The organism is Paraburkholderia sp. ZP32-5 (genome assembly GCF_021390495.1).
GTDB lineage: Bacteria > Pseudomonadota > Gammaproteobacteria > Burkholderiales > Burkholderiaceae > Paraburkholderia.
Window position 1 is genome coordinate 2179629 of the sequence record NZ_JAJEJP010000001.1, and the last position, 24847, is coordinate 2204475.

24 protein-coding genes and 1 pseudogene are annotated in these 24847 nt (G+C 63.8%); 10 read left to right on the forward strand and 15 right to left on the reverse strand.

Features of this window, described 5'->3' with window-relative positions:
• Positions 1-135 precede the first annotated feature (135 nt).
• Both L0U82_RS09225 and L0U82_RS09230 read left to right on the forward strand, forming a co-directional pair.
• A complete protein-coding gene (locus tag L0U82_RS09225) occupies positions 136-1392 on the forward strand; it encodes an aconitase X (protein WP_233830198.1) in 1257 nt (418 codons plus the stop codon).
• Positions 1393-1411: 19 nt separating this feature from the next.
• The gene (locus tag L0U82_RS09230) at positions 1412-1855 is read left to right on the forward strand and encodes an aconitase X swivel domain-containing protein (RefSeq protein ID WP_233830199.1); all 444 of its coding nucleotides are present in this window, start codon (positions 1412-1414) and stop codon (positions 1853-1855) included.
• Positions 1856-1868: 13 nt separating this feature from the next.
• On the opposite strand, the gene L0U82_RS09235 is transcribed toward L0U82_RS09230, so the two are convergent.
• The 9 genes from L0U82_RS09235 to chrA all read right to left on the reverse strand — a co-directional run bounded on the left by L0U82_RS09235 (position 1869) and on the right by chrA (position 12247).
• On the reverse strand, positions 1869-2546 hold the full coding sequence (locus L0U82_RS09235) for a GntR family transcriptional regulator (RefSeq protein WP_233830201.1): 678 nt from the start codon (positions 2544-2546) through the stop codon (positions 1869-1871).
• A 147-nt stretch (positions 2547-2693) separates the two neighbouring features.
• Positions 2694-3929 (reverse strand): metal-dependent hydrolase family protein, encoded by a 1236-nt coding sequence (locus tag L0U82_RS09240; RefSeq protein WP_233830203.1) that lies wholly within the window; start codon positions 3927-3929, stop codon positions 2694-2696.
• 90 nt (positions 3930-4019) lie between these two features.
• Complete coding sequence (locus L0U82_RS09245) at positions 4020-5018, reverse strand: 4-hydroxyproline epimerase (RefSeq protein WP_233830205.1); 999 nt, start codon at positions 5016-5018, stop codon at positions 4020-4022.
• Between the two features lie 96 nt (positions 5019-5114).
• Complete coding sequence (locus L0U82_RS09250) at positions 5115-6017, reverse strand: dihydrodipicolinate synthase family protein (protein ID WP_233830207.1); 903 nt, start codon at positions 6015-6017, stop codon at positions 5115-5117.
• Between the two features lie 82 nt (positions 6018-6099).
• Positions 6100-7377 (reverse strand): NAD(P)/FAD-dependent oxidoreductase, encoded by a 1278-nt coding sequence (locus L0U82_RS09255; protein WP_233830209.1) that lies wholly within the window; start codon positions 7375-7377, stop codon positions 6100-6102.
• A gap of 61 nt (positions 7378-7438) precedes the next feature.
• Positions 7439-8587, reverse strand: coding sequence for a branched-chain amino acid ABC transporter substrate-binding protein (locus tag L0U82_RS09260; protein WP_233830210.1), 1149 nt, complete (start codon positions 8585-8587; stop codon positions 7439-7441).
• 202 nt (positions 8588-8789) lie between these two features.
• Complete coding sequence (locus L0U82_RS09265; protein WP_233830212.1) at positions 8790-9368, reverse strand: GAF domain-containing protein; 579 nt, start codon at positions 9366-9368, stop codon at positions 8790-8792.
• A 10-nt stretch (positions 9369-9378) separates the two neighbouring features.
• Entirely contained in the window at positions 9379-10788 is a 1410-nt protein-coding gene (locus L0U82_RS09270; RefSeq protein ID WP_233830214.1) for an MFS transporter, read from the reverse strand.
• Positions 10789-11002: 214 nt separating this feature from the next.
• A complete protein-coding gene (gene chrA / locus L0U82_RS09275; RefSeq protein WP_233830216.1) occupies positions 11003-12247 on the reverse strand; it encodes a chromate efflux transporter in 1245 nt (414 codons plus the stop codon).
• 286 nt (positions 12248-12533) lie between these two features.
• On the opposite strand from chrA, the gene L0U82_RS09280 reads away from it, so the two are divergent.
• Complete coding sequence (locus L0U82_RS09280; protein ID WP_233830218.1) at positions 12534-12770, forward strand: type II toxin-antitoxin system Phd/YefM family antitoxin; 237 nt, start codon at positions 12534-12536, stop codon at positions 12768-12770.
• The gene (locus tag L0U82_RS09285; RefSeq protein WP_233830220.1) at positions 12770-13147 is read left to right on the forward strand and encodes a type II toxin-antitoxin system VapC family toxin; all 378 of its coding nucleotides are present in this window, start codon (positions 12770-12772) and stop codon (positions 13145-13147) included. Before L0U82_RS09280 ends, L0U82_RS09285 begins: the two co-directional genes overlap by 1 nt.
• Positions 13148-13176: 29 nt before the next feature.
• Here the strand turns inward: L0U82_RS09285 and L0U82_RS09290 are convergent, their stop codons facing one another.
• The 3 genes from L0U82_RS09290 to L0U82_RS09300 all read right to left on the reverse strand — a co-directional run bounded on the left by L0U82_RS09290 (position 13177) and on the right by L0U82_RS09300 (position 15593).
• Positions 13177-14217 (reverse strand): zinc-dependent alcohol dehydrogenase family protein, encoded by a 1041-nt coding sequence (locus L0U82_RS09290; RefSeq protein WP_233830223.1) that lies wholly within the window; start codon positions 14215-14217, stop codon positions 13177-13179.
• A gap of 107 nt (positions 14218-14324) precedes the next feature.
• Entirely contained in the window at positions 14325-15071 is a 747-nt protein-coding gene (locus tag L0U82_RS09295) for a beta-ketoacyl-ACP reductase (RefSeq protein WP_233830224.1), read from the reverse strand.
• A gap of 69 nt (positions 15072-15140) precedes the next feature.
• Positions 15141-15593: a hypothetical protein gene (locus L0U82_RS09300; RefSeq protein ID WP_233830226.1), complete on the reverse strand. Its 453-nt coding sequence runs from the start codon at positions 15591-15593 to the stop codon at positions 15141-15143.
• Positions 15594-15837: 244 nt separating this feature from the next.
• Here L0U82_RS09300 and L0U82_RS09305 point away from each other — a divergent pair, with 244 nt between their 5' ends.
• From L0U82_RS09305 to L0U82_RS09330, 6 genes and pseudogenes are all read left to right on the forward strand, one after another.
• Positions 15838-16677 carry a universal stress protein gene (locus tag L0U82_RS09305; protein ID WP_233830228.1) on the forward strand — a complete coding sequence of 280 codons (840 nt, stop codon included), beginning with the start codon at positions 15838-15840 and terminating at the stop codon, positions 16675-16677.
• 161 nt (positions 16678-16838) lie between these two features.
• Positions 16839-18101: pseudogene (locus L0U82_RS09310) on the forward strand (PAS domain S-box protein); the annotation flags it as partial.
• Complete coding sequence (locus L0U82_RS09315; protein ID WP_233830230.1) at positions 18098-18745, forward strand: response regulator; 648 nt, start codon at positions 18098-18100, stop codon at positions 18743-18745. The pseudogene L0U82_RS09310 and the gene L0U82_RS09315, both read left to right, overlap by 4 nt.
• A 158-nt stretch (positions 18746-18903) precedes the next feature.
• Entirely contained in the window at positions 18904-19311 is a 408-nt protein-coding gene (locus L0U82_RS09320; RefSeq protein WP_233830232.1) for a response regulator, read from the forward strand.
• 16 nt (positions 19312-19327) lie between these two features.
• Entirely contained in the window at positions 19328-20155 is an 828-nt protein-coding gene (gene fnr, locus L0U82_RS09325) for a fumarate/nitrate reduction transcriptional regulator Fnr (protein ID WP_233830234.1), read from the forward strand.
• A gap of 129 nt (positions 20156-20284) precedes the next feature.
• A complete protein-coding gene (locus tag L0U82_RS09330; protein WP_233830237.1) occupies positions 20285-21385 on the forward strand; it encodes a PAS domain-containing sensor histidine kinase in 1101 nt (366 codons plus the stop codon).
• Between the two features lie 33 nt (positions 21386-21418).
• On the opposite strand, the gene L0U82_RS09335 is transcribed toward L0U82_RS09330, so the two are convergent.
• The 3 genes from L0U82_RS09335 to L0U82_RS09345 all read right to left on the reverse strand — a co-directional run bounded on the left by L0U82_RS09335 (position 21419) and on the right by L0U82_RS09345 (position 24426).
• Positions 21419-21889, reverse strand: a complete 471-nt coding sequence (locus L0U82_RS09335; protein ID WP_233830238.1) for a universal stress protein — start codon at positions 21887-21889, stop codon at positions 21419-21421.
• 59 nt (positions 21890-21948) lie between these two features.
• The gene (locus L0U82_RS09340) at positions 21949-22113 is read right to left on the reverse strand and encodes a hypothetical protein (protein ID WP_233830239.1); all 165 of its coding nucleotides are present in this window, start codon (positions 22111-22113) and stop codon (positions 21949-21951) included.
• A 123-nt stretch (positions 22114-22236) separates the two neighbouring features.
• A complete protein-coding gene (locus tag L0U82_RS09345; protein WP_233830240.1) occupies positions 22237-24426 on the reverse strand; it encodes a TonB-dependent siderophore receptor in 2190 nt (729 codons plus the stop codon).
• Positions 24427-24847: the final 421 nt, after the last annotated feature.

Genomic DNA, 24847 nt, shown 5'->3' on the forward strand with positions numbered 1-24847 from the left:
CTTCCGATTCGCGCCACACATCGCGTATCAGCCGGCGTCGCTTAATCCGCGCAGCCGGATGCGTTAAGATCGCCAACGGCGAGACCCGGCAAAACGCCGGATAGTTCGATACATAGAGAGCACAAAGAGACAACGATGCTTGAGTTGACCGAGCGTGACGAGGCGATATTGAACGGTGCATTGGGCGCGGGCGCGGCGCTCGCGATGCGCATCGTGATCGCTACCGCGCATGTGATGAATGCGCGCAGCCTCGTCGATATTTGTTCCGCGCATATCGATGGCTGTCTGTATCACGGCGACGTCAGTCTCGATTTCGTCGAGCGCTTCGTTGCATCGGGCACGCGCGTGGCGGTGCCGACCACGCTCAACGTCGGCTCGCTCGATCTGATCCACCCGGAACTGTTTCGCGGCAAGCCCGATACCGCACGTGCCGCGAAGCGGCTGATGGAAGCGCATCTGGAACTCGGCTGCGAAGCGACCTTCACCTGCGCGCCGTATCAGCTCAAACACCGCCCTCGCCTGGGCGAACAGATCGCGTGGGCCGAATCGAACGCGATCGTTTTCGCGAACTCGGTGCTCGGCGCGAGAACCAGCCGTTACGGCGACTTTCTCGATCTGGCCGCGGCGATCACCGGGCGTGTGCCGTACGCGGGTCTGCACGTCACCGAAAACCGCGCCGCGCGGCTGGTGCTCGAAGCGCCTAACTTCGCCGCTTCGCCGCGCCGCGACGCGTATTTCGCGGCGCTCGGCTTCGTGCTCGGTCAAACGGCCGGCGCGACGATTGCCGCGATCACCGGCTTGCCTGGTGATACGACCGAAGACGAACTGAAAAGTCTGGGCGCGGCGGCCGCATCGAGCGGCGCGGTCGCGCTGTTTCACGCGGTCGGCATCACACCGGAAGCCGCGACGCTCGACGACGCACTCCAACACGGCCGGGCAGAACGGACCATCGCGGTGAGCGAGACCGATCTGCTCGCGATCCACCGTCAGTGGAACCACGCGCGCGCCGACTCGACGCTCGCCGCGATCAGTCTCGGCACGCCGCATTTTTCAGTCGACGAATTCCGCAAGCTCGGCGCGCTGTTCGACGCGCACGCGGGGCCGTTGCGCTGCGACTTCTACGTCAATACGAGCCGCTTCGTGCTATGGCAGATGGAAGAGGAAGGACTCGCGCGGAAACTGAGCGAGCGTGGCGTGCAAATCGTCGTGGACACCTGCACGTACATCACGCCGGTGATGAAGCGGATCAACGGACTGGTGATGACCAATTCCGGAAAGTGGGCGCACTATGCGCCGAGCAATATCGGCGTATCGGTCGCGTTCGGCAGCATGAGCGAGTGCGTGCGTTCGGCGTTCGAAGGGAGAGTTTGCATCGATGAATCAGTCCATTGAGTCCGCTGGAGCGAAGGACATGAACCTCTCAACCGCTACGCTCACAGGCGACGTGCTGGTGCGCGGCAACGCGCGTGGCATCCCGCTCTCGTTGGCCCCGTTGAGCTTCTGGGGCGGCTATGACGCCGAAGCCGGCACGATCATCGACCGCACGCATCCGAACCACGGACAAAGCCTGCGAGACCGGATACTAGTGATGCCGCGCGCCCGCGGATCGAGTTCCAGCAGCAGCGTGCTGGCCGAAGCATTGCGCAATCGCACGGGCCCGGCTGGGATCATTCTGTGCGAACGAGATCTGATCATCGCGATCGGCGCGATCACGGCCAACGAACTCTATTCGCTCGACGTGCCGGTGATTACCGTCGACGAGCAGGCGTTTTCCCGCATCGCACTATGCACGTCGACAGTAACGATCGATGCCGCGGACACGTCACGGCCCGCGAGCATTTCGTTTACCGTCTAGGAAATAAGCGCAATCAGCGCGCGACGACTGCCCGCACGACCGACATGATCTGCTGCGCGGCCGTTTTCACGTGTTGCTCAAGCAGCTTCGCACCGAGCTTCGCGTCCCGCTTGCGGCACGCGTCGACGAGTGCCATGTGTTCGTCGTGCGACTGCTCGCGAATCGGCACCTGTACCGCCTGGAAGCGGAAATAGCGGTCACTGCGATCGTGCAGCACCCGCAGCATCTGCAGCGTGATATCGCGCTTCGACGGCAGATAAAGCGTTTCGTGCAGACGCCAGTTCAACTGCCCCCACACGCCCGAATCCGCATTGTCCATGTCGTTGACGAGCCGCTCGGCCTTGCCGATTTCGGCCTCGGTGATACGCGGAATCGCTTCGGAAAAGATCCACGGTTCGAGACGCAGCCGGATATCGAAGGTCTCCTCGACTTCGTCGATCGACAACTCGGCCACATACGCGCCCTTGTGCGGCACGCTGGTCAGCAGCCCCTCGGCGGTCAGACGCGTGATCGCCTCGCGCACCGGCACGCGGCTCACGCCCAGTTCTTCGGCCAGCGCCTCCTGGCGTAACACTTCGCCCGGCGCCAGTTCGCCGCTCAGAATCCGTTGACGCACCGCGGTCGTGACCAGTTCGACCGTGGTGGGCCTGACGATTTTTCGCGTGCTTTCCTCGGCGACGATTTCATTCATCGTGGACGTGTTTTTGACAGGACGTCGGGCGGAGAGCGGAGGCATGATCGGCTTCATTGATGGGATTCAGGATACATTGGCCATGCTATCACGGCGTCGGCTTTCGGATCCAAAATCCAATGAGCAATTCCAGCGTCACGGTCAACGTCACAGCAACGCTTCGCGCACCCATGCACCGTTTTTCATGATGCCGCCGATGCGCTCGCCCTGCCCCGTCAGCACGCTGATGTCCTTCAGCGGATCACCGTCGACGACGAGCAGATCCGCGTAAGCGCCGGCCGAAACCACACCGAGACGTCCCTGCTGCCCGACGATTTCCGCGCCGACCGCCGTTGCCTGGCAAAGCGTTTCGAACGCGCCGAGAATGCCGGCGCGAATCGTCAGCTCGTCGCTCTGAAATTCGTGCATATCGCCGAGCAGATCCGTGCCGAGTCCCATCTTCACGCCAGCCCGCTTCAGCAGTTCGAGCGCCTTCAGGCCCTGCAGGCGCACGTTCTCGTTCTTCGCGAGCGTGCTCTCGGCGATGCCCGACTTCGCGCCGACTTTGCTCATCGCGTCGTAGGTGACCAGCGTCGGCACCGCGAACGCGCCGTGCTCCGCCATCACCGCGGCGGCTTCGTCGTCGATCAGATTGCCGTGCTCGATCGTGCGCACGCCCAGTTTGACCACGCGCGCGATCGCTTTCGCGGTGTACGCATGCGCCATCACGTAGGTCTGATGCGACGCCGCTTCCTCGACGACAGCCTTGACCTCGTCGACCGAAAACTGCAGATTGCCGATCGGATCGGTCGGCGACGCGACACCGCCGGAAGCCATGATCTTGATATGGTGCGCGCCCGCGCGCATCTCTTCGCGAACCGCCTTGCGCACCTCGTCGACGCCGTCGACGATCCGGCCAATTGCACCGAGGTTGCGATGACAGCCGCACGGATCGGGATCGGAGTTATCGAAGCGCTCGCGGAAATCGCCATGACCGCCGGTTTGCGACAGCGCCTTGCCGGCGACGAACAGACGCGGCCCGGCGATCACGCCCTCTTCGATCGCGCGCGACAGCGCATAGTCGGCGCCGCCCGCGTCGCGCACGGTCGTGAAGCCGCGATTGAGCATGCCGGCGAGAATCGGCACCGCGCGCAGCACCGCGAAGGTGTTCGGCAAGCGGCCGTTATTGCCCAGGTGCGCGACCGATGCAATCACGTGCGCATGGCAATCGATCATGCCCGGCATCACCGTCTTGCCGCCCACGTCGATCACCTGCGCGCCTTCGATCGACACCGGTTCGCGCGTGACGTCCTTGATTACGTCCCCGTCGATAACAATGGAATACGGCGTGGTGTCGTGTTCGTGATTGATGTCCAGCACGCGCGCGTTTTTCAGGATCAGCATTCGGATTCCCCTGCGAGTTGTTTCGCGGCCCACGCGCATGCGGGACCACGGTGGATCACTTGATCGATCGCCTCATCGATCATGAGGCGGTCATTTCAGCAGAAAGCCTTTGGCAAGCGGATCGCGATCGTCGACGAAGATCGTGTTGTGGCCCGTGACACGCGCCCATCCTTCGATGCTTGGAATGATCGCGTCGAACTCACCGACCTTGGCCGCTTCTTCCGCCACACCGGTAAACAGCGTGCCGATGATGCTTTCGTGCACGAAGCGCTCGCCGATCTTCAGCTTGCCCTTCGCGACCAGATGCGCCATGCGCGCCGACGTGCCGGTGCCGCATGGCGAGCGGTCGATCGCCTTGTCGCCGTAGAACACCGCGTTGCGCGCGCTCGCGCCTTCGACGGTCGGCTCGCCGGTCCACATCACGTGGCTCAGTCCGCGAATTTCGGCTTTTTCCGGGTGAACGAACGAATACTTTTCGTTCGCCTTCTGCCGCAGGATCGGGCTGAGGCGCTGGATGTCCGAAGGCTTCAGCGCATGCAGGCCCGCGTAGTTCGCCTGCGGTTCGACGATCGCATAGAAGTTGCCGCCGTACGCGACGTCGAAGCGGATTTCGCCGAGCCCGTCGACATCGACCGTCAGATCCGTTGAATGTAGAAACGACGGCACGTTGATCAGTTGCACAGAATCGACGTGGTCACCGTCCATGCAATAGCGCGCGACCACCAGGCCCGCGGGTGTATCGAGGTGCAACACACCCGGTTCGCGGGGCCGCACGAGGCCGTGTTCGATCGCGCTCGTCACGGTGCCGATCGTGCCGTGGCCGCACATCGGCAGACAGCCGCTCACCTCGATGAACAGAATCGCGATATCGCAATCGGGCCGCGTCGGCGGATAAAGAATGCTGCCCGACATCACTTCGTGGCCGCGCGGCTCGAACATCAGCGACGTGCGAATCCAGTCGAATTCGCGCTCGAAGTGCGCGCGCCGCTCGATCATGTTCGCGCCGTCGAGCCGCGGCGCGCCGCCGGCGACGACACGCACCGGATTACCGCAGGTGTGTCCGTCGATGCAAAAGAAGGTTGATTTCATGGAGCTGGTCCGTCGGGAACGTGATGCACAAGATAGCCTGGCGAGGCGGACGCCGTCGAGCGGTTCGCGGGCGTCCGCTATTCAGAGCCCTCTCGCTTACTTCGACAGCGCGCGTACGTCCGCCAGCGTCTTCTCGACGATCGCCACCACTTTCGCGCGCTCTTCGCCTTCCAGCGCGAGACGCGGCGCCTTCACGGTTTCCGCGTAACCGGCCGTGATGTTCTCGGCGAGCTTGATGTACTGCACGAGCTTCACGTGCGTATCGAGGTGGAACAGATCGATCAGCGCCTGATACAGCTTGCGCGCCTTTTCATAGTTGCCGGCCACAGCCAGATTCAGCAGCTCGACCGATTCGCGCGGCACCGCGTTGGCCATCCCCGACACCCAGCATTTGGCGCCCAGCGCGGCCGATTCGAGCACCAGATCGTCGACCCCGCAGATCACCGCGAGGCGCTCGCCGAAACGCTTGATCAGGTCGGTCACGCGCGTCGTGTCGTAGGTCTCTTCCTTCAGCGCCTCGATCGTCGGTTCCTTCAGCAGTTCGGCGACGACATCCGGCGTCAGGTCCACGCCGTAGCCGCGCGGATTGTTGTAGAGCAGGATCGACAGGCTGGACGCCTGCGCGATGGTTCTGTAGTACGCGACCGTTTCGCGCGGGTCCGACTTGTACGTGAGTCCCGGAAACACCATCAGCCCCTGCACGCCGAGCGCCTCTGCGTCCTTCGCATACTGGACCGCGCTGGCCGTATTGGTTTCGGCGAGACCCGCGATCACCGGCACGCGGCCGTTGACGGTTTCCGCCGCCAGGCGGATCACCGTGCGCTTTTCTTCCTGCGTGAGCTGCGCGCTTTCGCCGACCATCCCCATCATCACGACGCCGCCGACACCGCTGTCGATCAGCCGGTTCAAACCGGATTTGATAGCGTCATGATCGAGCGAACCATCGGGCTTGAGCTTCGTGGTCACAGCGGGGAAAACACCTTGCCAGTTGACTTTCATGGCGACTCCTTTTTAGAACAGATAAAAACAGACAATGAGAGGCGGGAGGTCCCGCGGATCAATCGAGGTCGCGGCGGCCTCGTCAATTCCTGAAGCGGCTGATCGAGTACGGTTCAAGGTCGATTCCAGAGGTTCGGCCGGCGAGCAGATCGGCGACCAGCGCGCCGGTCGTTGCCGCTTGCGTGAGGCCGAGATGGCCGTGGCCAAACGCGTAAATCACAGCTGACGTGCGCGGCGAGCAGCCGATCACCGGCAGCGAATCCGGCGTGGCCGGGCGATGCCCCATCCACTTCACCGCGCCGGCATCGTTGATGTCCGGCAGGAAGCGCTTGCCGAGCGCGAGCAACGCATCGCTGCGCCGGTAGTTCGGCGGTGCCGCGAGACCCGCGAATTCGGCGGCGCCGCCGATACGCAATCCGATGTCGAGCGGCGTCGCGACGAACTTGCGCTCGGCGAAAATCACTTCGCGCGACAGCGCGATGCCATGCGCCGGAAGCGTCGTGTTGTAGCCGCGCTCGCTGTCGAGCAGCACGCGATCGCCGATCGACGCCGCCAGCGACGCGGACCATGCCCCCGTCGCCACGACCACGCGGCGGCCCTTCACCCGTTCGCCGGTGCCGGTCACCGCCGCGGGCGCGAGCGTGTCGCTCAGATCGAGCGCTGTCACGGCGCCCTCGATCAATGTCGCGCCGAGCTGCATCACCCGCGCGCGCAATTGCGTGACGAGCCCCTTCGGGTCGCCGATATGCGACCAGTCGTCGAGAAACACGCCGTGCCGGAACACTGGCGCGAGCGACGGTTCGTACGCGCGAATCTCATCGGCGGACAGCGCGTGCCAGCGCACACCGAGTTCGCGCTTGAACGCCCACTCGTGTTGATCGGCCGCGAACGCTTCGTCGGTCTCGTAGACCGTCAACGCGCCGCGCCGGTAGAAGCGGTCCATCGCGCCGATGTCCTCGAACATCGGCACGAGGTCGTCGTACACGCGGTTGTTCAGGCTCGCGAGTGCCAGCGAGATCTCGCGAAAGCGCTGCTGGTTGGCCGAGCGCCGGAACGCGTTGAACCACGGCCACGCGGTCGGCAGATGTTTCCAGTCGAGCGACAGCGGGCCCAGCGGATCGAACAGCCACTTCAGTGCTTTCGTGTACAGCCCGTTCACCGCGATCGGCGTGCTCTCCGTCACCGCGATGCCGCCCGCGTTGCCGTGCGACGTGCGATCGCCTTCGAAATCGCGATCGATCACGGTGACACTCGCGCCATCGCGCAGCGCGGACCATGCGCAGGCGAGGCCGACGATGCCGGCGCCGATCACGACGACATCAGGGATTGTGGTGCTGGCGTTGCGGGCGTTCTGGGTCATTAAATGGTTCGAGTGGATAAAACGAAGGTGGACGGCGGCACACCGTCCACTGTGGTCATCGTTATTTCGAGCCGAGCACCGTCACCGGTTTCCACTGACCGTTCTCGCTCTTGTACACGGTGATAATCGCGTCGCGCAGGTCGCCGTACTTGTCATACGCGAAATGGTCGCTGGTGACGCCCTTCATGTCGGTCTTCGCGAGCACCGGCAGATAGACGGCCGGGTCCGACGAATTGGCCTTCTGCATCGCCTGCATCATCGCGATCGCGCCATCGTACGTGTATGGCGCGTAAGTGGTCGGCTCGGTGCCGAATTTGGCTTTATAGCGCTGTGTAAAACCGGCGCCGCCCGGCATCTGTTCGAGCGGCAGGCCCGCCAGCGACACGATCGCGCCTTCGGCGGCCGGCCCGGCGATCTTGATGAAGTCGTCGGTCTTCGACATCTCGCCCGACGCGAACGTCGCCTTCATCGCCAGCGAGCGGGCCTGCTTCAGCAGCGGCGCGGATTGCGTATCCGCGCCCGCGTAATAGATGAAGTCGGGGTTCTTGGCTTTGATGCCGGTCAGGATCGCCTTGAAGTCGACCGCTTTGTCGGACGTGAATTCGTGAACGATGATATTGCCGCCCGCCGCTTTCGCCGCCGTTTCAAACTGCTCGGCAAGGCCCTGGCCGTAAGCGGTCCGGTCGTCGATGATCGCAATGCGCTTCGCGTGCAGCGTGTCGACCACGTACTTGCCCATCACGCCGCCTTGCTGCGTGTCGGAGGTCATCATCCGGAAGGTCGTCTTGAAGCCCTGACGCGTATAAGCCGGCGCGGTCGCCGTCGAAATCTGCGGAATGCCCGCACGCGAATAGATCGCCGAAGCGGGAATCGTCACGCCCGAATTGAAGTGGCCGAGCATACCTTTGATGCCGTCGTCGACGAGCTTCTGCGCGACCACGGTGCCGGTCTTCGGGTCCGCCTGATCGTCGAGCGCTTCGAGCACGAACTTCGTTTCCTTGCCGTCGATCACCGGCTTCGTCGCGTTGAAGTCGTCGATCGCGAGCTGTACGCCGGATTCGAAATCCTTGCCGTACTGCGCCTGCGCGCCGGTCATCGGCGCCGCGAGCCCCAGTTTGACGGTCTGGGGGCCGGCGGCCTGCGCGGGCCCGGACGACAGAACGACGAACGCCGACGCGGCGGCGGCCAAAGCAGTCATACGATTTTTCATATCAGTCTCCTTGCTACCCGTAAAAAGCCGCGGCGGACGGCATCGTTGTTATGGATCGGATCTACCTGGGACTTACGTGTGACACGTGTGACGCCTGATGTGAGGCCTGTCGCGAGCGGGCCTGTCAGATGCTTCGAAAACAACCGGCGGAGCGCGGTATTGGCCAACCCGCGGCCAACCCACAGCCACCCCGCCCCGAGTGCTACACCTGCTCCATGAAATCCGGGTCCGCGAGTCCGCGGATCCGTTGCACCTGATCTTCGAGCGGCGCGACCGCCAGTTGCGCGAAGATCGACGCCAGCTCGAGATCGGCATGGTCGTACAGACCCGCTTCGCCGAGCAGATTCATCGTGCCGAGCGTCACGCCGTTCTTGCGCACCGGAATGTTCAGCACGCTTTCGCAGCCGATCGACCACAGCAGCTCGTACTCCGAGAACACAGACTTGATGTCCTCGCGGGTCGAGCCGATGAAAAACTCGCCGCCGTGCAACACCTGCGCTGCCCAGCGGCTTTGCGTGACGCGCTTCAGGCCGCCGACCGGGTTGATGTCGAGGCGGTTGCTATGCAGGCGGCCGAGCCGGCTCGACGTCTGGTCGTACGCGAGCACGGTAAAGAGCCGTTGCCCGAAGACTTCGGTTAGCGAGCGTTCGAATTCATGCCAGACCGGATCGGAGCCGGCGTCGCCGCCAGCTTCGATCGAAGGGCTTGCCTGCTGCAGCCTCGCGATGCGCGCGATCGCATTCAGGATCAACGCGGCGTTTCCGTTCGTTGCGGTTCTCACCCGAGCCTCCTCACTTGGCGGTGCGAAGCTCGCCGCTGCCCGCTTCGGTGCGCAGCGCGCCGTATTCGGTTTCAGCGATCTCTTCGAGGGTCCGGCCATGCGTCGATACGCCGAGGAAGATCACCGCGAACGCGCCGATCAGCAGAATCACCGTGGTCATGCCGAACACGCCGGCGAAGCCCCACAGCGGATAGATATAGCCCACCAGCATCGGCGAACAGATCGCGCCGATACGGCCGAACGCGGAGGCCGCGCCCATACCCGTCGCCCGCAGATGCGTCGGGAACACTTCGGGCGTGTATGCATATTCGCCCGCGTTCACGCCGTTCATCGCGAAGGACATGAAGGTCGATGCGAACACGATCGACGTGTCGCTACCGGCGTTGGCGAGCCACAGACCCGCGATGCAGGCCATCGCCATATAGGAAACGATCGTCGTCTTGCGGCCGAGCTTTTCGCAGAAGTACGCGGCCGAGTAATAGCCCGGAATCTGCGCGAGATAGATGATGATCGACACCGAAAAGCTCTTGGTGATGGTCATCCCGTGCTGCACCAGCAGGCCGGGAATCCACACGAAGAACGCATACGAGCAGAATGTGACGGACAGCCACAGGCACCAGCTCATCAGCGTCGTTCTGGCGAGCGGCGGCTTCCACAGCAGTTTCAGATTGCCGAAGAACGAACCAGCCTGCTCGAAGCCGAGCGCGCTGCCCGCGACCGGCGTGACCGGCGGCAACACGACGCCGCGGCGCTCGATCTGCCGCTCGATGTCGGCGACGACCGCCTCGGCTTCCTGGTGGCGACCGTGCAGTTCCAGCCAGCGCGGCGACTCGTGCAGCGAACGGCGCCACCACAGCAGCACGACAACCGGCAACGACACGATGATCAGCGCGATGCGCCAGCCTTCCGGGTTCAGCGGAATCACGAAGTAGCCGATCAGTGCGGCGGCCACGAAGCCGAACGAGAAAAATCCGGCCAGCGCGCCGGTAAAGGCGCCGCGATAGCGGTTGCTGACGAATTCGACGAGGAACGGCGCGATGATCGCGCCCTCGGCACCCATGCCGATCCCGGCGATCGCGCGCAGCAGCGCGAACGTGTGCCAGTCGTTGACGAAGGCATTGATGAAGGTCAGTACGCAGAAAAACGTCAGCGACCACATCATCACGATGCGTCGGCCGAAACGGTCTCCCAGCAGGCCGGCGAGCAGCGCGCCGACCAGAAAACCGACGTAGGTGCTGCTGCCGAGCAGCCCGGTCTCGAAACTGGTCAGGTGCCATTTGGTGCGAACGACGGGCAGGATGAACGCGATGATCGCCGCGTCGATGGCTTCGAACATGAAGCCCAGGCCGCCCATCAGCAGCAGCGTGAAGTGAAAGCGGCTGAACGGAAGACGTTCGAGCCGGGCGGCAATCGGTGACATGTGGAACTCCCAGGAAAAGAGACCAGCGGGACCAGCCTGTTCGGAAAGAAATCGTATCGAAATCGTGTATCAATATCCTGGATCCAAAATACAGTGTCAAGCGCGGGTAAACCTTGCGTGGGGACGGCACCGCCTGTGTTGCCTCGTGGACGGTGCGTCGTGGGTCGTTTTCCCGGTTAAATCGTGGTGGCGTCGTGAAGCGTGAAAAGCACGCTCAGCCGTGATGTAGCAAGCCCAGCGCGACCCCACTCGCGACGCACAACACGACGACCGCGAGCGGCGGCGTCTTCCAGCGGGTCAACATGACGAAGCCGATGCAGGCAATCGCGAAATCGGCGGGCGACAGCACCGCGCTCGTCCATACCGGCGAATACAGCGCGGCGGCCAGCAGCCCGACGACCGCGGCATTCACCCCCGCCAGCGCGGCCGACATCGTCGCCCGCGCGCGCAGCGCCTGCCACCACGGCAGCGCCGCGACGACGAGCAGCAGGCCCGGCAGAAAGATGCCCAGCGTCGCGAGCAGCGCGCCGCTCCAATGCCGGGGTGCAGCGTTCATCATCCAGCCGAGATAGGCGGCGAACGTGAACAGCGGCCCCGGTACCGCCTGCGCCGCGCCATAGCCGGCCAGAAAATCGTTGGGCGCAATCCAGCCGGTTGCGACGGTCGCTCGCTGCAGCAGCGGCAGCACCACGTGGCCGCCGCCGAATACCAGCGCGCCGGATCGATAGAACGCGTCGAACACGCGCAAGCTTTGCGAGCCGGCGGTCGTGGTCCACAGCGGCAGCGCGAAAAGCAGCGCGCAAAAGGCTATCAATGCGGCGATGCCCGCTGGGCGCGACACCTGAAAATGGTGCCGATGCTGCGAGGGCGCCCGACTCGCAGCGTCGGCTGCGTTGGGCCGGCATAACGCGACACCAAGCAACGCGCCGGCGCCGATCACGATCAGTTGCGCGAACGCGGTGTCGAGCAGACTCAGCAACGCGATGGACGCGAGCGCGATCGCCGCGCGGCGCCGGTCCGGACACAGACGTCGCGCCATATCCCACACCGCCTGCGCGACGACTGCGACCGCGACGAGTTTCAGCCCGTGGATCGCACCCGCGCCGGCCGGGCCGGCAAGATCCGGCGCGATGGCGGCAAACGCCAGCATCACGACGATCGACGGCAGCGTGAAGCCGCACCATGCGGCAAGCCCGCCGGCCCATCCCGCGCGCAGCAGACCGATCGAAAACCCAGCCTGGCTGCTCGCCGGTCCGGGCAGGAACTGGCAGAGGCCGATCAGATCGGTGAAAGCTTCGTCATCGAGCCAGCGGCGGCGCTCGACAAATTCGCGCCGAAAGTAACCGATATGCGCGATCGGACCGCCGAAGCTCGTCAGCCCGAGCTTCAGGAAAACAGTGAGAACTTCGAGGATGCGCGCAAGCCGGGACGGCTGCGGTGATGACAGGTCGGTATCCATGCGGATGCGCATGTGAAGAGGCCGGCGCCGACCTGTGACGGGAGGCTGGCAATGCCTCGTCGTTGGTTGGCGGGTTCATTGACGACGCACAGTATAGACGTGCGGTTGGTGCTTGCGGAGCGTCGTTTGCGAACGCGACCGTGAGGTGGCAGCGGGCGGCGGGAAGCGGGTTTTTGACCGGAAACCGAACCTCTGCGCGCAAACCGCGCGCGAGGGGAACATTGATCATCGCTTGACGTTCCTTCGATCACTGGACTAACATGGACTAAGTCCACTAGGAGCAGACATGCAGACCATCAACATTCATCAGGCAAAGACCCAGTTTTCACGTCTGGTCGATGCCGCGGCCAATGGCGAGGAGATCGTGATTGCCAAGGCCGGCAAGCCGGCGGCGCGGCTCGTGCCCATGGAGCCCGTCAAGGTCGTGCGCCGGTTTGGCGGGATGAAAGGAAAAGTGCGCATTGCGGCAGACTTCGATGCACCGCTGCCCGACGACGTGATTGCCTTGTTCGAGGGCCGTTGATGCGATTGTTGCTCGACACCCACGTTTTCCTCTGGGCGGTCACGGACGACCGGAAGCTCACCAAAGCCGCGCGCAAACTGATACTCGACGCCGCCGACGTTTTTGTCAGCAGCGCGAGTATCTGGGAAGCATCGATCAAGGCGGGTCTCGGCAAGCTTCATGTGGACGTCAACCTGCTGGTGTCCGAGATTGAAGCGAGCGGTTTCACGGAGTTGCCGGTACGGGCGGTTCATGCGGCGATGGTTCGTGATCTGCCCGATATTCACCGGGACCCGTTCGACCGGCTGCTGGTTGCACAGGCACTATCGGAACCGTTACGTCTGCTGACGTCGGACGCTCACCTGTCCAAATACACGGACCTCGTCATTAGCGTGTAGCGTCGCCATCGACACGCCTATCACCACCCCTATTCCGCCTCGACCAACACCTTCAACGCATGCGTACTGGCGGCGCCGGCAAACGTCTCATACGCCGCCAGCATGTCGGCCAGCTTGAACCGATGCGTAATCAGCCGTGCGGGATCGAGCCGCCCTGCTTTCACCGTCTTCAGCAGCATCGGCGTGCTGACGGTATCGACCAGACGCGTGGTGATCGCGATATTGCAATCCCACAGCTTTTCCAGATGCAGATCGCACTTCACGCCATGCACGCCGACATTGGCGATCGTGCCGCCCGGCGCGACCAGCGCCTGACACAGTTCGAACGTCGCGGGAATGCCGACCGCCTCGATCACGCAATCGGCCCCCGTGCTTTCCGTCAGCCGCATCACTTCGGCGACCGCATCGGTGCGCCCGTTGTCGATGCACGCGGTCGCGCCGAACTGGCGCGCGACTTCGAGCCGGTTCGCATCGGGGTCGATCATGATGATCTCAGCCGGCGAATAGAACTGCGCGGTCAACAGCGACGCGAGCCCGATCGGCCCCGCGCCGACGATCGCCACCGTAGAGCCCGGTTGAACCTTGCCATTGAGTACGCCGCATTCGAAACCCGTCGGCAGGATATCGGACAGCATCACCAGCGCTTCTTCGTCGAGGCCCGCCGGAATGCGATACAGACTGCTCTGCGCATGCGGAATCCGCACGTACTCGGCCTGCGTGCCGTCGATCCGATGGCCGAGAATCCAGCCGCCCGTCGTGCAATGCGAATACATGCCGCGCCGGCAATAGTTGCAGCGGCCGCACGACGAGATGCACGAGATCAGCACGTGATCGCCGACCGATAGCCCGCTCACCGCATCGCCGAGACGATCGACGATACCAACGCCTTCATGGCCGAGAATGCGCCCCGGTTCGCAGGTCGGCACATCGCCTTTGAGAATGTGCAGATCGGTCCCGCAGATCGTCGTGCGCGTGACCTTGACGATGGCATCGGTGGACGCGGCGAGTTCGGGCATCGGCCGCTCGTCGAGCGACTTTTTGCCGGGACCGTGATAAACGAGTGCTTTCATGGCGGATTTCTCCCATAGCCAGAACGACACGTGAGGTGTGATGCGTGGTGGTGCGTATTGATGCGTGTTGATGCGTGTTGATGCCTGGTAACGCCCGGTAGCGCGGCTCAATGCATATGCATGCCGCCATTGATCGCGATATCGGCGCCGGTGATAAAAGCGGCCGCATCGGAACAGAGAAACGCGATCAGCGCCGCCACCTCTTCCGGGCGCCCCAGTCGCCCCACTGGAATCTGCGGCAGGATCTTCGTTTCGAGGACTTCGCGCGGCACCGCTTCGACCATCGCGGTCGCCAGATAGCCGGGCGAAACGGTGTTGACCGTCACGCCGTGCTTCGCGGTTTCGAGCGCGAGCGCCTTCGTGAAGCCATGCAGGCCCGCTTTCGCGGCCGAATAATTGCTTTGCCCGTAAGCGCCGCGCGAGCCATTGACCGAGCCGACATTGACGATGCGGCCCTGGCGGCGCTCGATCATCCCGGGCAGCAGCGGCCTCGTCATGTTGAACAGGCCGTCGAGATTGGTGCGCAGCACCGCATCCCAATCCTGCCGGCTCATGCGGACGAACGTCTTGTCGCGCGTGATGCCCGCGTTGTTGATCAGCACGTCGATCGCGCCGAGTTCTTCGAGTGCCTGTTGCGCGCAGCGCGCGCATGAATCGAAGTCGGCCACGTCGGCCTCGTAGGCGTGAAACTTGCGCCCCGAGTCCCGTTCGCACTGCAGCCACGTCGCGACGTGATCGTTGCGCGTCGAATACGACACCGCGACCGTCAGCCCGGCGTCATGAAGCGTCCGGCTGATCGCCGCGCCCAGCCCTCCCATTCCGCCCGTGACCAGTGCCACACGACCTGTTCCCATGCTTGCCTCTCCTTGCAGAGTTCGAAATGAAATGGCCGGTTCGTTGCCCGGCGTTGCGAATGCGCGCCGCTACGCGATGCCAGCAAACGGTAGCGCGCGGTGACACGCCCACCACCATGCGCTGACGCCGCCAGCGAACGGCGCGGCTGCGGGCGGGATACCGAATGAAGCCTGCCACCACGCGCACCATGCGGTGAACGCGCGGTAGGACTCTTCGAACCATTGCGCCTCGTGCTGCGCATAGAGAGAGACAGGCTGAAGCCAGTTGGCGAGGCTCTGGCTCGCATATTCGTTTGCGCTCGTCTGCCAGAGTGTCGTGTAGGCGAGCCAGGGGTCCGACGGCGGCTGCATATTTGCGCCGCGCGTCGTGCCGGCGCTGTCGCGCGAACGTCGCCTGGTATCCCACGGCTGTGGATCGCGCCGCTGATCTGGCACGACGCCGGTTGCGCGGGCGCGTCGCGCGGGCGTCGCGGCTTGCGGCGCATGCGCATTGGATGGCGGGTCGGATTCGGGGATCATCATCGCTGTCCTCCAGAACACAGCATAGGATTGCAAGGCCGGTTATGTATGACTGTTTGATGATCTCACTGTAAGGATGCGCGGCTCGTCGCGCTTGACCTGCGTCAAGCGGTACTCAAGCTCATCCAACCTCACGGCGCTTGATCTGCGTCAACGACCGCGCCCGCCTGGCCCATAGACTCGATGGCACGATGGGCGGCCGCCCGCTTTGTCCCCTGCTGTGTCGTTCTGTCACGGAGTCCCGGCGATGAGCTACAAAAGCATCCTCGTTCACCTCGATGCGGGCATACGCGCGCATCCGCGGCTCGAAATCGCGTTGCAGTTGGCGCATCGCTTTCATGCGCGGCTGACCGGTCTGTTTTCGACTTATGTGCCGCCGCGCCATGCGTTTGTCGTGATGGCCGGCACCGCCGACTATTACGCGGAACACGAACGCCTGCGTCACGAGCGAGCCGGCGCGCTGCAGCGGCTCTTTCACGCGGAACTCGCGCGTGCGCGAGTCGACGGTCAGTGGATCGCCGCGAACGGCGACGCGAACGACGTCGTGCCGCTGCACGCCCGTGTCGCCGATCTGATCGTGCTCGGGCAAACGGACCTGAGCGACCCCGAATCCTTCATCGCCGAGCAGTTCGTCGAGCATGTCGTGCTGGCGGCGGGCCGGCCTGTGCTGGTGGTGCCGTCCGGCGGCACCGTTGCCGCGCCGGGCCGGCACGTGCTGATCGCGTGGGACGGCAGCCGCGAAGCGACCCGGGCGATCCACGACGCGCTGCCGTTTCTCGACCATGCCGGACAGGTGACGCTGCTGACGGTCCACGCGACCAGCGATCAACCGCCGCGCGACCGGATCGCGGGCGCGGATATCGCCGACACGCTGGCCCATCATGGCGTGACGGCCAGGGTGCGCGAGTTGAACATCGACAACGACACGCCGGTGGGCGACGCGCTGCTGTCGCAGGCGTCCGAGCTGGACTGCGACCTGATCGTGATGGGCGCCTACGCGCATTCGCGTCTGCACGAAATGGTGCTGGGCGGCGCCACGCGCACGATACTGCAATCGATGACCGTGCCGGTTCTGCTATCGCATTGAAAGCACTGAATAAAAAAATGGACCGAATGCCGACACATGGCCGGGCCGCCAAAACCCGCCAGCCGGTCCAACCATCGCAAGCGGCCCGAAAAACCTCGCTGGCCGCCCCATCGTTGCCATGCCTGTTCGCGTGCGTGTTCGCAGCCGCGCTGACACTGGCGTTGACTCTGGCTTTCACCCGCATCATCACACCCGCTCAGGCGCACGAACACCTCGTCACGATCATCGCCACCGTCGGCATCGCAATCGCCGCGCTGCTCGCCATGCTGATCTGGCTCGCGGCCGCGTCGCGCGCGCTGGCCGGGTCTCGACGCAATGAAGCACGCATGCTGGGCATCATCCGTTCGTCGATGGAGGCGATCGTCACGATCGACGATGCCCAGAACATCGTGTTCTTCAACCCGGCGGCCGAACGGATTTTCGGCATCAGCGCGGCCGATGCGCTCGGCACCCCGCTAGCGCGTTTCATTCCGCAGCGCTTCCGGGTCGCGCATGCGCTCCATGTCGACCGATTCGGGCTCACCGGCGCGTCCGACACGCGCATGGGCGGTCAGCGCGTATTGCCGGGCTTGCGCGCGAACGGTGAGGAATTCCCGCTGGAGGCGTCGATTTCGCAACTCCACGAGGACGGCGGCAAGCTGTACACGGTGATGCTGCGCGACGTCACCAAACGGGTCGAAGCGGAAAACGCGCTGAAGCAGTCGCGCGAAGAACTGCGCCAGCTGTCGGCCAATCTGCAGAATGTGCGGGAAGAGGAAAAGCACCGTATCGCGCGCGAGCTGCACGACGATCTCGGTCAACAGTTGGCCGCGCTGAAGATGGATCTGGCGGCGCTCGAACAGGCGCTGATCGACCGCGCCGACGAGGCGTTGCCAGGCGCCGACTCGCTGCTCGACGGCGAGATCCCCGAGCAGCTCGACGACATGCGCCGCGCCATCGATGCGGCGGTGGCGTCGCTGCGGCGAATCGCCGCCGACCTGCGCCCGACGATGCTGGACGACCTCGGCCTCGTCGCCGCGATCGAATGGCTCGCCAACGATTTCACGAACCGCTACGGGATCGACATCGTGCGCCGCATCGAGCCGCTGAACGCCGCCTATTCGAAGCAAGGCGCGACCGCGTTGTTTCGCATCGTCCAGGAAGCGCTGAACAACGTGGTCCGCCATGCGCAAGCGAGCGCCGTCGAACTGACGCTCGACACGAGCGGCACGCACTGCCTGCTGCGTATCGCCGATAATGGACGCGGCGCCGCGGCGCACGCGGTGCACCCGAGCCAGACCAAGCCGTTCGGCCTGATCGGCGTGCGCGAACGCGCGCACCGGCTCGGCGGATCGATGCGGATCGACACCGCGCAAGACGCGGGATTCGCAATGACCGTGACGTTTCCCCTGCAATCGATGCAACAGGAAGAGTTCGACCCATGATCAAGGTGCCGCTGGCCGACGACCACACGCTCGTGCGCGACGGGCTGCGCCATATCCTGCAGAAAGCGAGCGGCTTCGACGTGGCGGGCGAAGCCTGCGACAGCGCGACGACGATCGCGCTGATCCGCTCGACCGATGCGCACGTGCTGGTACTCGATCTGTCGATGCCCGGACGCAACGGCATCGAACTGATCCGGCAGATCAGGGACGAGCAACCCGGGCTGAGGATTCTGGTGCTGACGATGCATGCCGAGCAGCAGTACGCGGTGCGTGCGTTCAAGGCCGGCGCATCCGGCTACCTGACCAAGGAAAGCGCGAGCGCGGAGCTGGTCGACGCGGTCACGAAAATCGCGTCGGGCGGCGTCTATGTGAGCCTCGCGATGGCCGAACGTTTCGCAAGGAATCTGCAGGAGCCCGCCGACGCGTTGCCGCATCAGCGTTTGTCCGATCGCGAATTCGACGTGTTCCGTCGCATCGTCGGCGGCCAGAGCATCACGGAGATTGCCAACGAACTGTGCGTCAGCGTGAAGACGATCAGCACGCACAAAACGCGGATCCTCGAAAAAATGCAGATGCCGCACGAGAACGGGCTCGTGCGCTATGCGATCCACCACAAGCTGTTCGACGATGAAAACGATATCTAGGTGATATCCAGGCACGTCGGCCGTCTCTTCTCGTTTTTCCCCTCCGCTCCACTCCTTGTCTCGGACCAGGAATATTCCTACATCCGCTACCCGAACTCCTGGTGTCGCTTAAGGCAGCGCTGATGTTTTTTTGAGATAGCACCACCAATACTGGTGGTATGGACACCGTCACGCCCGCCACCGTATCGAGAGTCTTCCTCGTCGATGACGCGACCGATGTCAGACGCCGCCTCGCGCGGCTGCTGGCGCTGACGCCCGGCGTCGAGATCGCCGGAGAGTGCGGCGGCGTCGAGCGCGCGTTCGAGATCATCGTCGCGAGCGAGGCTCACATTGCCGTGCTGGATCCGTGCTTTGCCGGCAAGACGAATCTGATGCTGATCGAAGCGCTTTCGCGCGCGCGGCCGTCCATCGTCAACATCGTGCTGACGAACCATTGCGCGAGCGCATGCCGCCGTGCGTGCGAAGCGGCCGGCGCGGATTTCTTCTTCGACAAGACCGCGGAGTTCGAACTCGCCTGCCACACCGTCGAAACCCTTGCGAATGCACGCCGTGCACATTTTGCGTAGCCAGCCGGAGACGATCATGCAAGTTGCAACCGCCCGCGAACTTCAAGACCCGGCATACCCGGTATCCCGCGCTATGACCACGGTGCCGATCCACGCGACCCAGTCCGGCGCCGCGACGAGCCGCGGCATTCAACGCACGAATGGCACGCATGGAACAGCCGGCACGCCGCGCTGCTCCAGTTGCTCGATGCGCGCGGTCTGCATGCCGCCCGGTCTGAGCGCCAGCGAACTCGCGAAACTGGACGAGGTGATCTGCACGACGCGTGCCGTCAAACGGGGCGACGCGCTGTATCGGACCGGCGACCCATTCCAGAGCATCTATGCGGTCCGCGCCGGATCGTTCAAAACCGTGATCGTGCATCGCGACGGCCGCGAGCACGTCACCGGCTTCCAGATTGCCGGCGACGCGCTCGGCCTCGACGGCGTCGGCGCGGGCAAGCAGAACTGCGATGCGATCGCGCTCGAAGATAGTGCCGTGTGCATCATTCCGTTCGCGCAGCTCGAGGCGATCTGTCGCGAGATGAAGCCGATGCAGCATCACATCTATCAGATGATGAGCAGCGAGATCGTCCGCGAATCGAGCCAGATGCTGCTGCTCGGCACGATGACGGCGGAGCAGCGCGTCGCGACGTTTCTGCTGAACCTGTCGAAGCGCTTCAAGGCGCGCGGCTTCTCGGCCGCCGAATTCCATCTGCGCATGACGCGCGAGGAAATCGGCTGTTACCTCGGCATGAAGCTCGAAACGGTGAGCCGGATGTTCTCGAAGTTTCAGCGCGAACGCCTCGTCAGCGCGCAAGGCAAGACGATCCGTATCGTCGACGCGCAAGCCTTGGCGCGGATCTGAGCGAGCCGGCGGCTAGACGAAGTGGCACATCGCGGGCGCGTTCGGGCTCATGCGCAGTGGAACCCGCGCTGCCGACCTGATATAACTGACTGACCTGCGGCAGCCGATGCCGCGCCACGCGGAGGAGCGATGGGTCAGTCGACTGGCGAGTCTTTCCGCTTCGGCCGTGCGGCGTCGATCTCGGGCGTGCCCGTCGAGGACCGTTACTTTCTATTGATCGAAGCGGTGCAGGATTACGCGATCTTCATGCTGGATCCGTCCGGGCGCGTGACGAGCTGGAATCCCGGCGCGCAGCGCATCAAAGGCTATACGTCCGAGGAAATCATCGGACGGCACTTCTCGACCTTCTATGCCCCGGAAGATATCGCCGCCGGCAAGCCCGCTCGCGAACTCGACATCGCCGCCGCGGCAGGCCGCGTCGAGGACGAGGGCTGGCGGGTGCGTCGCGACGGCTCGCGGTTCTGGGCCAACGTCGTGGTTTCCGCCGTGCACGATGCATCCGGCGCGCTGCTCGGCTTCGCCAAGATCACGCGTGATCTGACCGCGCGCATGCGCCTCGCGGAACTCGAGCGCGCGAACGCCGTATCCACCCATGTGCAGATCGCCCGAGAAAACGAGCAGAAGCGCATGGCGCGCGAACTCCACGACGATCTCGGGCAACGGCTGACCGCGCTGAAAATGAGCGTCGCGCTGCTCGAAGCGAATCTGCATCAGCAGCCCGCGACCGCGCCGCTCGCGTCGCAAACCCATGAACTCCAGTTGCAGATCGACGGGATGGCGGCAGCGCTTCGACGTATCGCGGCCGACCTGCGCCCGCCGCTGCTCGATGATCTCGGGCTCGCCGCCGCGCTCGAATGGCTGGCCGAGGACTTCACCAAACGCTATGGCGTGCGCGCGAGCGTTCATCTCGAACCGGCCGAGCCGGAGTTCAGCGAATTTGCATCGACCGCACTGTTCCGGATCGTTCAGGAAGCGTTGACCAATGTCGCGCGACACGCCAACGCAGGTCTCGTGCGCGTCGAGATGACGCGCGCGGGCCCGACGCTGTCGCTCGATATCGAGGACGACGGCAACGGCGCCGAACTCGACCTGCCGTGCGACAGGCACGCGTTCGGCCTGCTCGGGATCCGCGAACGCGTGCGGCAACTGCGCGGCAACGTGTCGTTTTCGAGTTCGCCGGGCCACGGCTTCAGAATCTCGATACAGATTCCCGCCGATGCGCTCGGCTAACGCTCACGCCCGCGCACTCAGGCTCGTGACCGGCTAGACGGTACTGGCCTCCTGCTTGCCCTCTTCGCGAATCAGCAACACCGGACAGCGCGAGAAGCGCAAGGCCCGCTCCGCGACGCTGCCGATCACCAGACGCCGCACGCCGCGACGTCCATGCGTGCCCATCACGAGCAGATCGGTATGGATCTGCTCGGCGTGGCGCAGGATCACGTTGGCGACGTCATCGGATGGGTCGTTCGATTCGACCAGTTCGGGATGGCATGGCACGCCCGCCGCCGCGCAGGTCTGCTGCGCCTCTTCCAGCAACGATTCGCCATCCTTGCGCAGCGCCTCGACGAGCGTCAGCGGATCGTAGTGGCCGGCGTAGGAAAAAAGCGGCGTCTTGTCCAGCACATAGATCGGATGCACGACGCCCTTCGTCAACGTGGCGAAGCTGACCGCTTCTTTCAGCGCGAGTTTCGAGGAACTGCTGCCGTCGAATGCGACGAGAATGTTCTGGTACATGGCGATTCTCCGCTAGGGTGGATTCGTGGCCGGTCCGTCGATGCTGGCGCGGGTGTTCATCATGCGTTACACGTCATGCATTCATCGCGCCGCTGTCGTGCAGATGAGGCCGCTGCGACGCTCAGCTTGCCGTCGAGCAGATCATCGAGCGCGCGGGTCGCATCGCTTAAAGCATAGGTCGTCGTTTCCATCGCGAGACGAATTTCGTTCGCGATGCGCAGCAACGACAGTCCGTACTGCGACGGCAGATGAAAGCAGTAGCGGCTATCGGCGACGGTCGCCCGGCGTAGCCACCGTCGTTCGTGCTGTTTGTCCGGAACCGGCCGCGCTGTACACCGCACCGTCGATCAGAAGTCGATCTTCGCATTCAGACTGACCGTGCGCGGATCGCCCGGCGCGATGTAGTCCGAATACTGGTACATCCAGTAGCGGCGATTCGTGATGTTGTCGATCGCCGCTCTCAGCGTCACGTCGTGTCCGCCGACACGAGTCATGTAGCTCGCGCCCGCGTTGACGATCAGATAGCCGCCCGTCTCCAGGTTGCCCGCCGGCCGCACCTTCGTGCTGCCGGTGAACTTGGCGTCGGTGCCGACCTGCAGGCCCGGCACTCCCGGTACGTCGTAGGTAACGCGCCCGGCGGCGACGAACTGCGGCGCGCCCGCGACGCGATTGCCGCTATACGACTGCCCCTTCGCGTACCACGTATCAAGCAGCATCAGGTTGCCGGCTACCTGCCAGCCGCGGCCGACGCGCACGCTGCCGCCCGCTTCGATCCCCTCGTAGATCGACGTGCCGTCCTGCACGTAGACGTTCTGGTCGTTCGCATACGCGGCGCCGCGTTCGATACGGAACACCGCGGCCGTCGCGCTCCAGCGTGCCTGCTCGCTCTTGATGCCGATTTCGTACTGACGCGAGCGCAACGGACGCAGCAACGCTCCGCCGTTCGCATAGATGTCGTTGACGATCGCGCCCTGCTCCAGCGACTCCACATAGCTCGCGTACAGCGTCGTGTTCGGCTGGAGCTTGTACATCAGCGCGGCGGTCGGCGTCAGCACGCCGTTCTGTCCATACGATGACGCGAGCGTGCCGTCGAGGTTGTAGCTCTGCTGATCGTAGTTGGTGTAGCGCACGCCCGCGAGCAACGACCAGCGCTCAGTCAGCGCGATCGTATCGCTGGCGAACAGCGCCTTCTGCGTGATCTCGCTCGCGCGGTATTTGTCGAGGCCGGCGCCCGAGTAGTAGCGCCATGGATTCGGCTGGAACAGATTGCCGTCGCCGAGGGTGAAAAAGTGCGATACCGCGCTGTAGTCATTGGTCTGACGCTGCCACGATGCGCCGAGCGCCAGTTGATGCGCGAAGATGCCGGTCTTCACGTTGCCTTCGAATACGCCCTGCCAGTAGATGTCCTGGTGGCCTTCGTCGCCGTTCCAGCGACTGTCGGTGTAGTCGCCGGCCTGGTTGAGCAGCGTCAGCGTGCTCTCGTTGCGATCGCGCGACGACTTGCTGTAGCTCGCCGACGTGTTGAACGACCAGTTCGGCGTGATCCGGTATTTGACGCCCGCCGTGTAGAGCTGCAGGTTCGTGTTCAGATGCTGATCGGTGCCGCCCAGCAGATTGCTGCCGCCGCTGATCGTGGCGGGCAATTCGGTGCCCACATAGCTGCCGGTATAGATCGCGGGGGTCTGGCCACTCGAGCGGCTTTGCTGATAGATCGCGTCGAAGTAGACGCCGAGGTCGCGCGTGAGCTGACCGTCGAGCGCCACCGCCAGCGAATTGCGGTTGATATCGCCCGCGTTGTAGGTCTTGCCCGCCTCGTGCGTGTAGTTGATGCGCGCGCCGAACATATCGTCCGGGCCGAAGCGCCGGCTCAGGTCGACGTGCTGGCTGAACACGCTATCCATCCGGTAACCGACGGACACGCTCGTCACGGGCTGCGCCGCCGGCTTCTTCGTCACGTAATTGACCACCCCGCCCGGCTCCACGAACCCGTACATGAAGCCGCCGAGTCCCTTCAGCAGTTCCACCCGTTCGAGATTTTCATAAGGCATCGTGATGCCATACGAAATAAATGGATTGCCGTCGATGCGAAAGCCGTTCTGCCAGTCGATCGGCAGACCGCGGATCGAGATGTAGGTCGCCCACGCGCTGTACGGATTGCTGCTGTCGGTCACCGATGAGTCGACGGCGAACACATCGCCGAGCTTGTTCGCCTGACGGTCGGCCAGTTCTTCGCCGGTCACGACAGTGGTCGAAAACGGCGTGTCGAGCTGCGAGCGCGCACCGAGCGCGCCAATCGACACGGGCGTTTGCAGATGCATCGGCGAATCGGCCTCGGTGGTCGCGCTTACTTTCACGACGGGCAATGCCTGTTCGCTTCCGTTTGCCGCCGACGATGCATCCGCGCCTGCCGTTGCTGTTGCCGCTGCCGCACTGCTTGATAGCGCCGACGCAGGCGCTGGCGCCGCTACTCCGGTGCTGCTCTGCGCCAACGCGGATTGCGCCGCGACAGCAAAAGTCAGCCAGACCGCAAGCTGCAAAGGACGATCAAGTGTGGTTTTTGGGCGTGTGGTTAGTTGATTTTTCATGTCTGCCAGCGAGCGAGCGCCTCCATTAATTGAGAATGCGATTGATTCTCATTTGTGACGAGAGCGCGATATTAGCAAAGCCTCCAGGCTTTTGAAAGCATTACGCGAGCATTGAAAAGGGCTTGCGGAGAACGTATCGTGGCCCAGCAGACGTCCGCGCGGCGTGGCGAAGCGATCTGACGCGCATTAAGCCCCACCGTCGAGAGGGTTTTCCGGCGAACGAAATTGTAAGAAATGAGCTATTCGAAGGACCGATGCGGCGCACGCAAAGCAAGCGCTTTGCCATCCCGAGTTTGTGCCGATACAGAAGGGCTTTGCCGGAGATACGGCGCCCCGTTACCTCATGCATCGCGAATCGATCGATTAGTTTGGA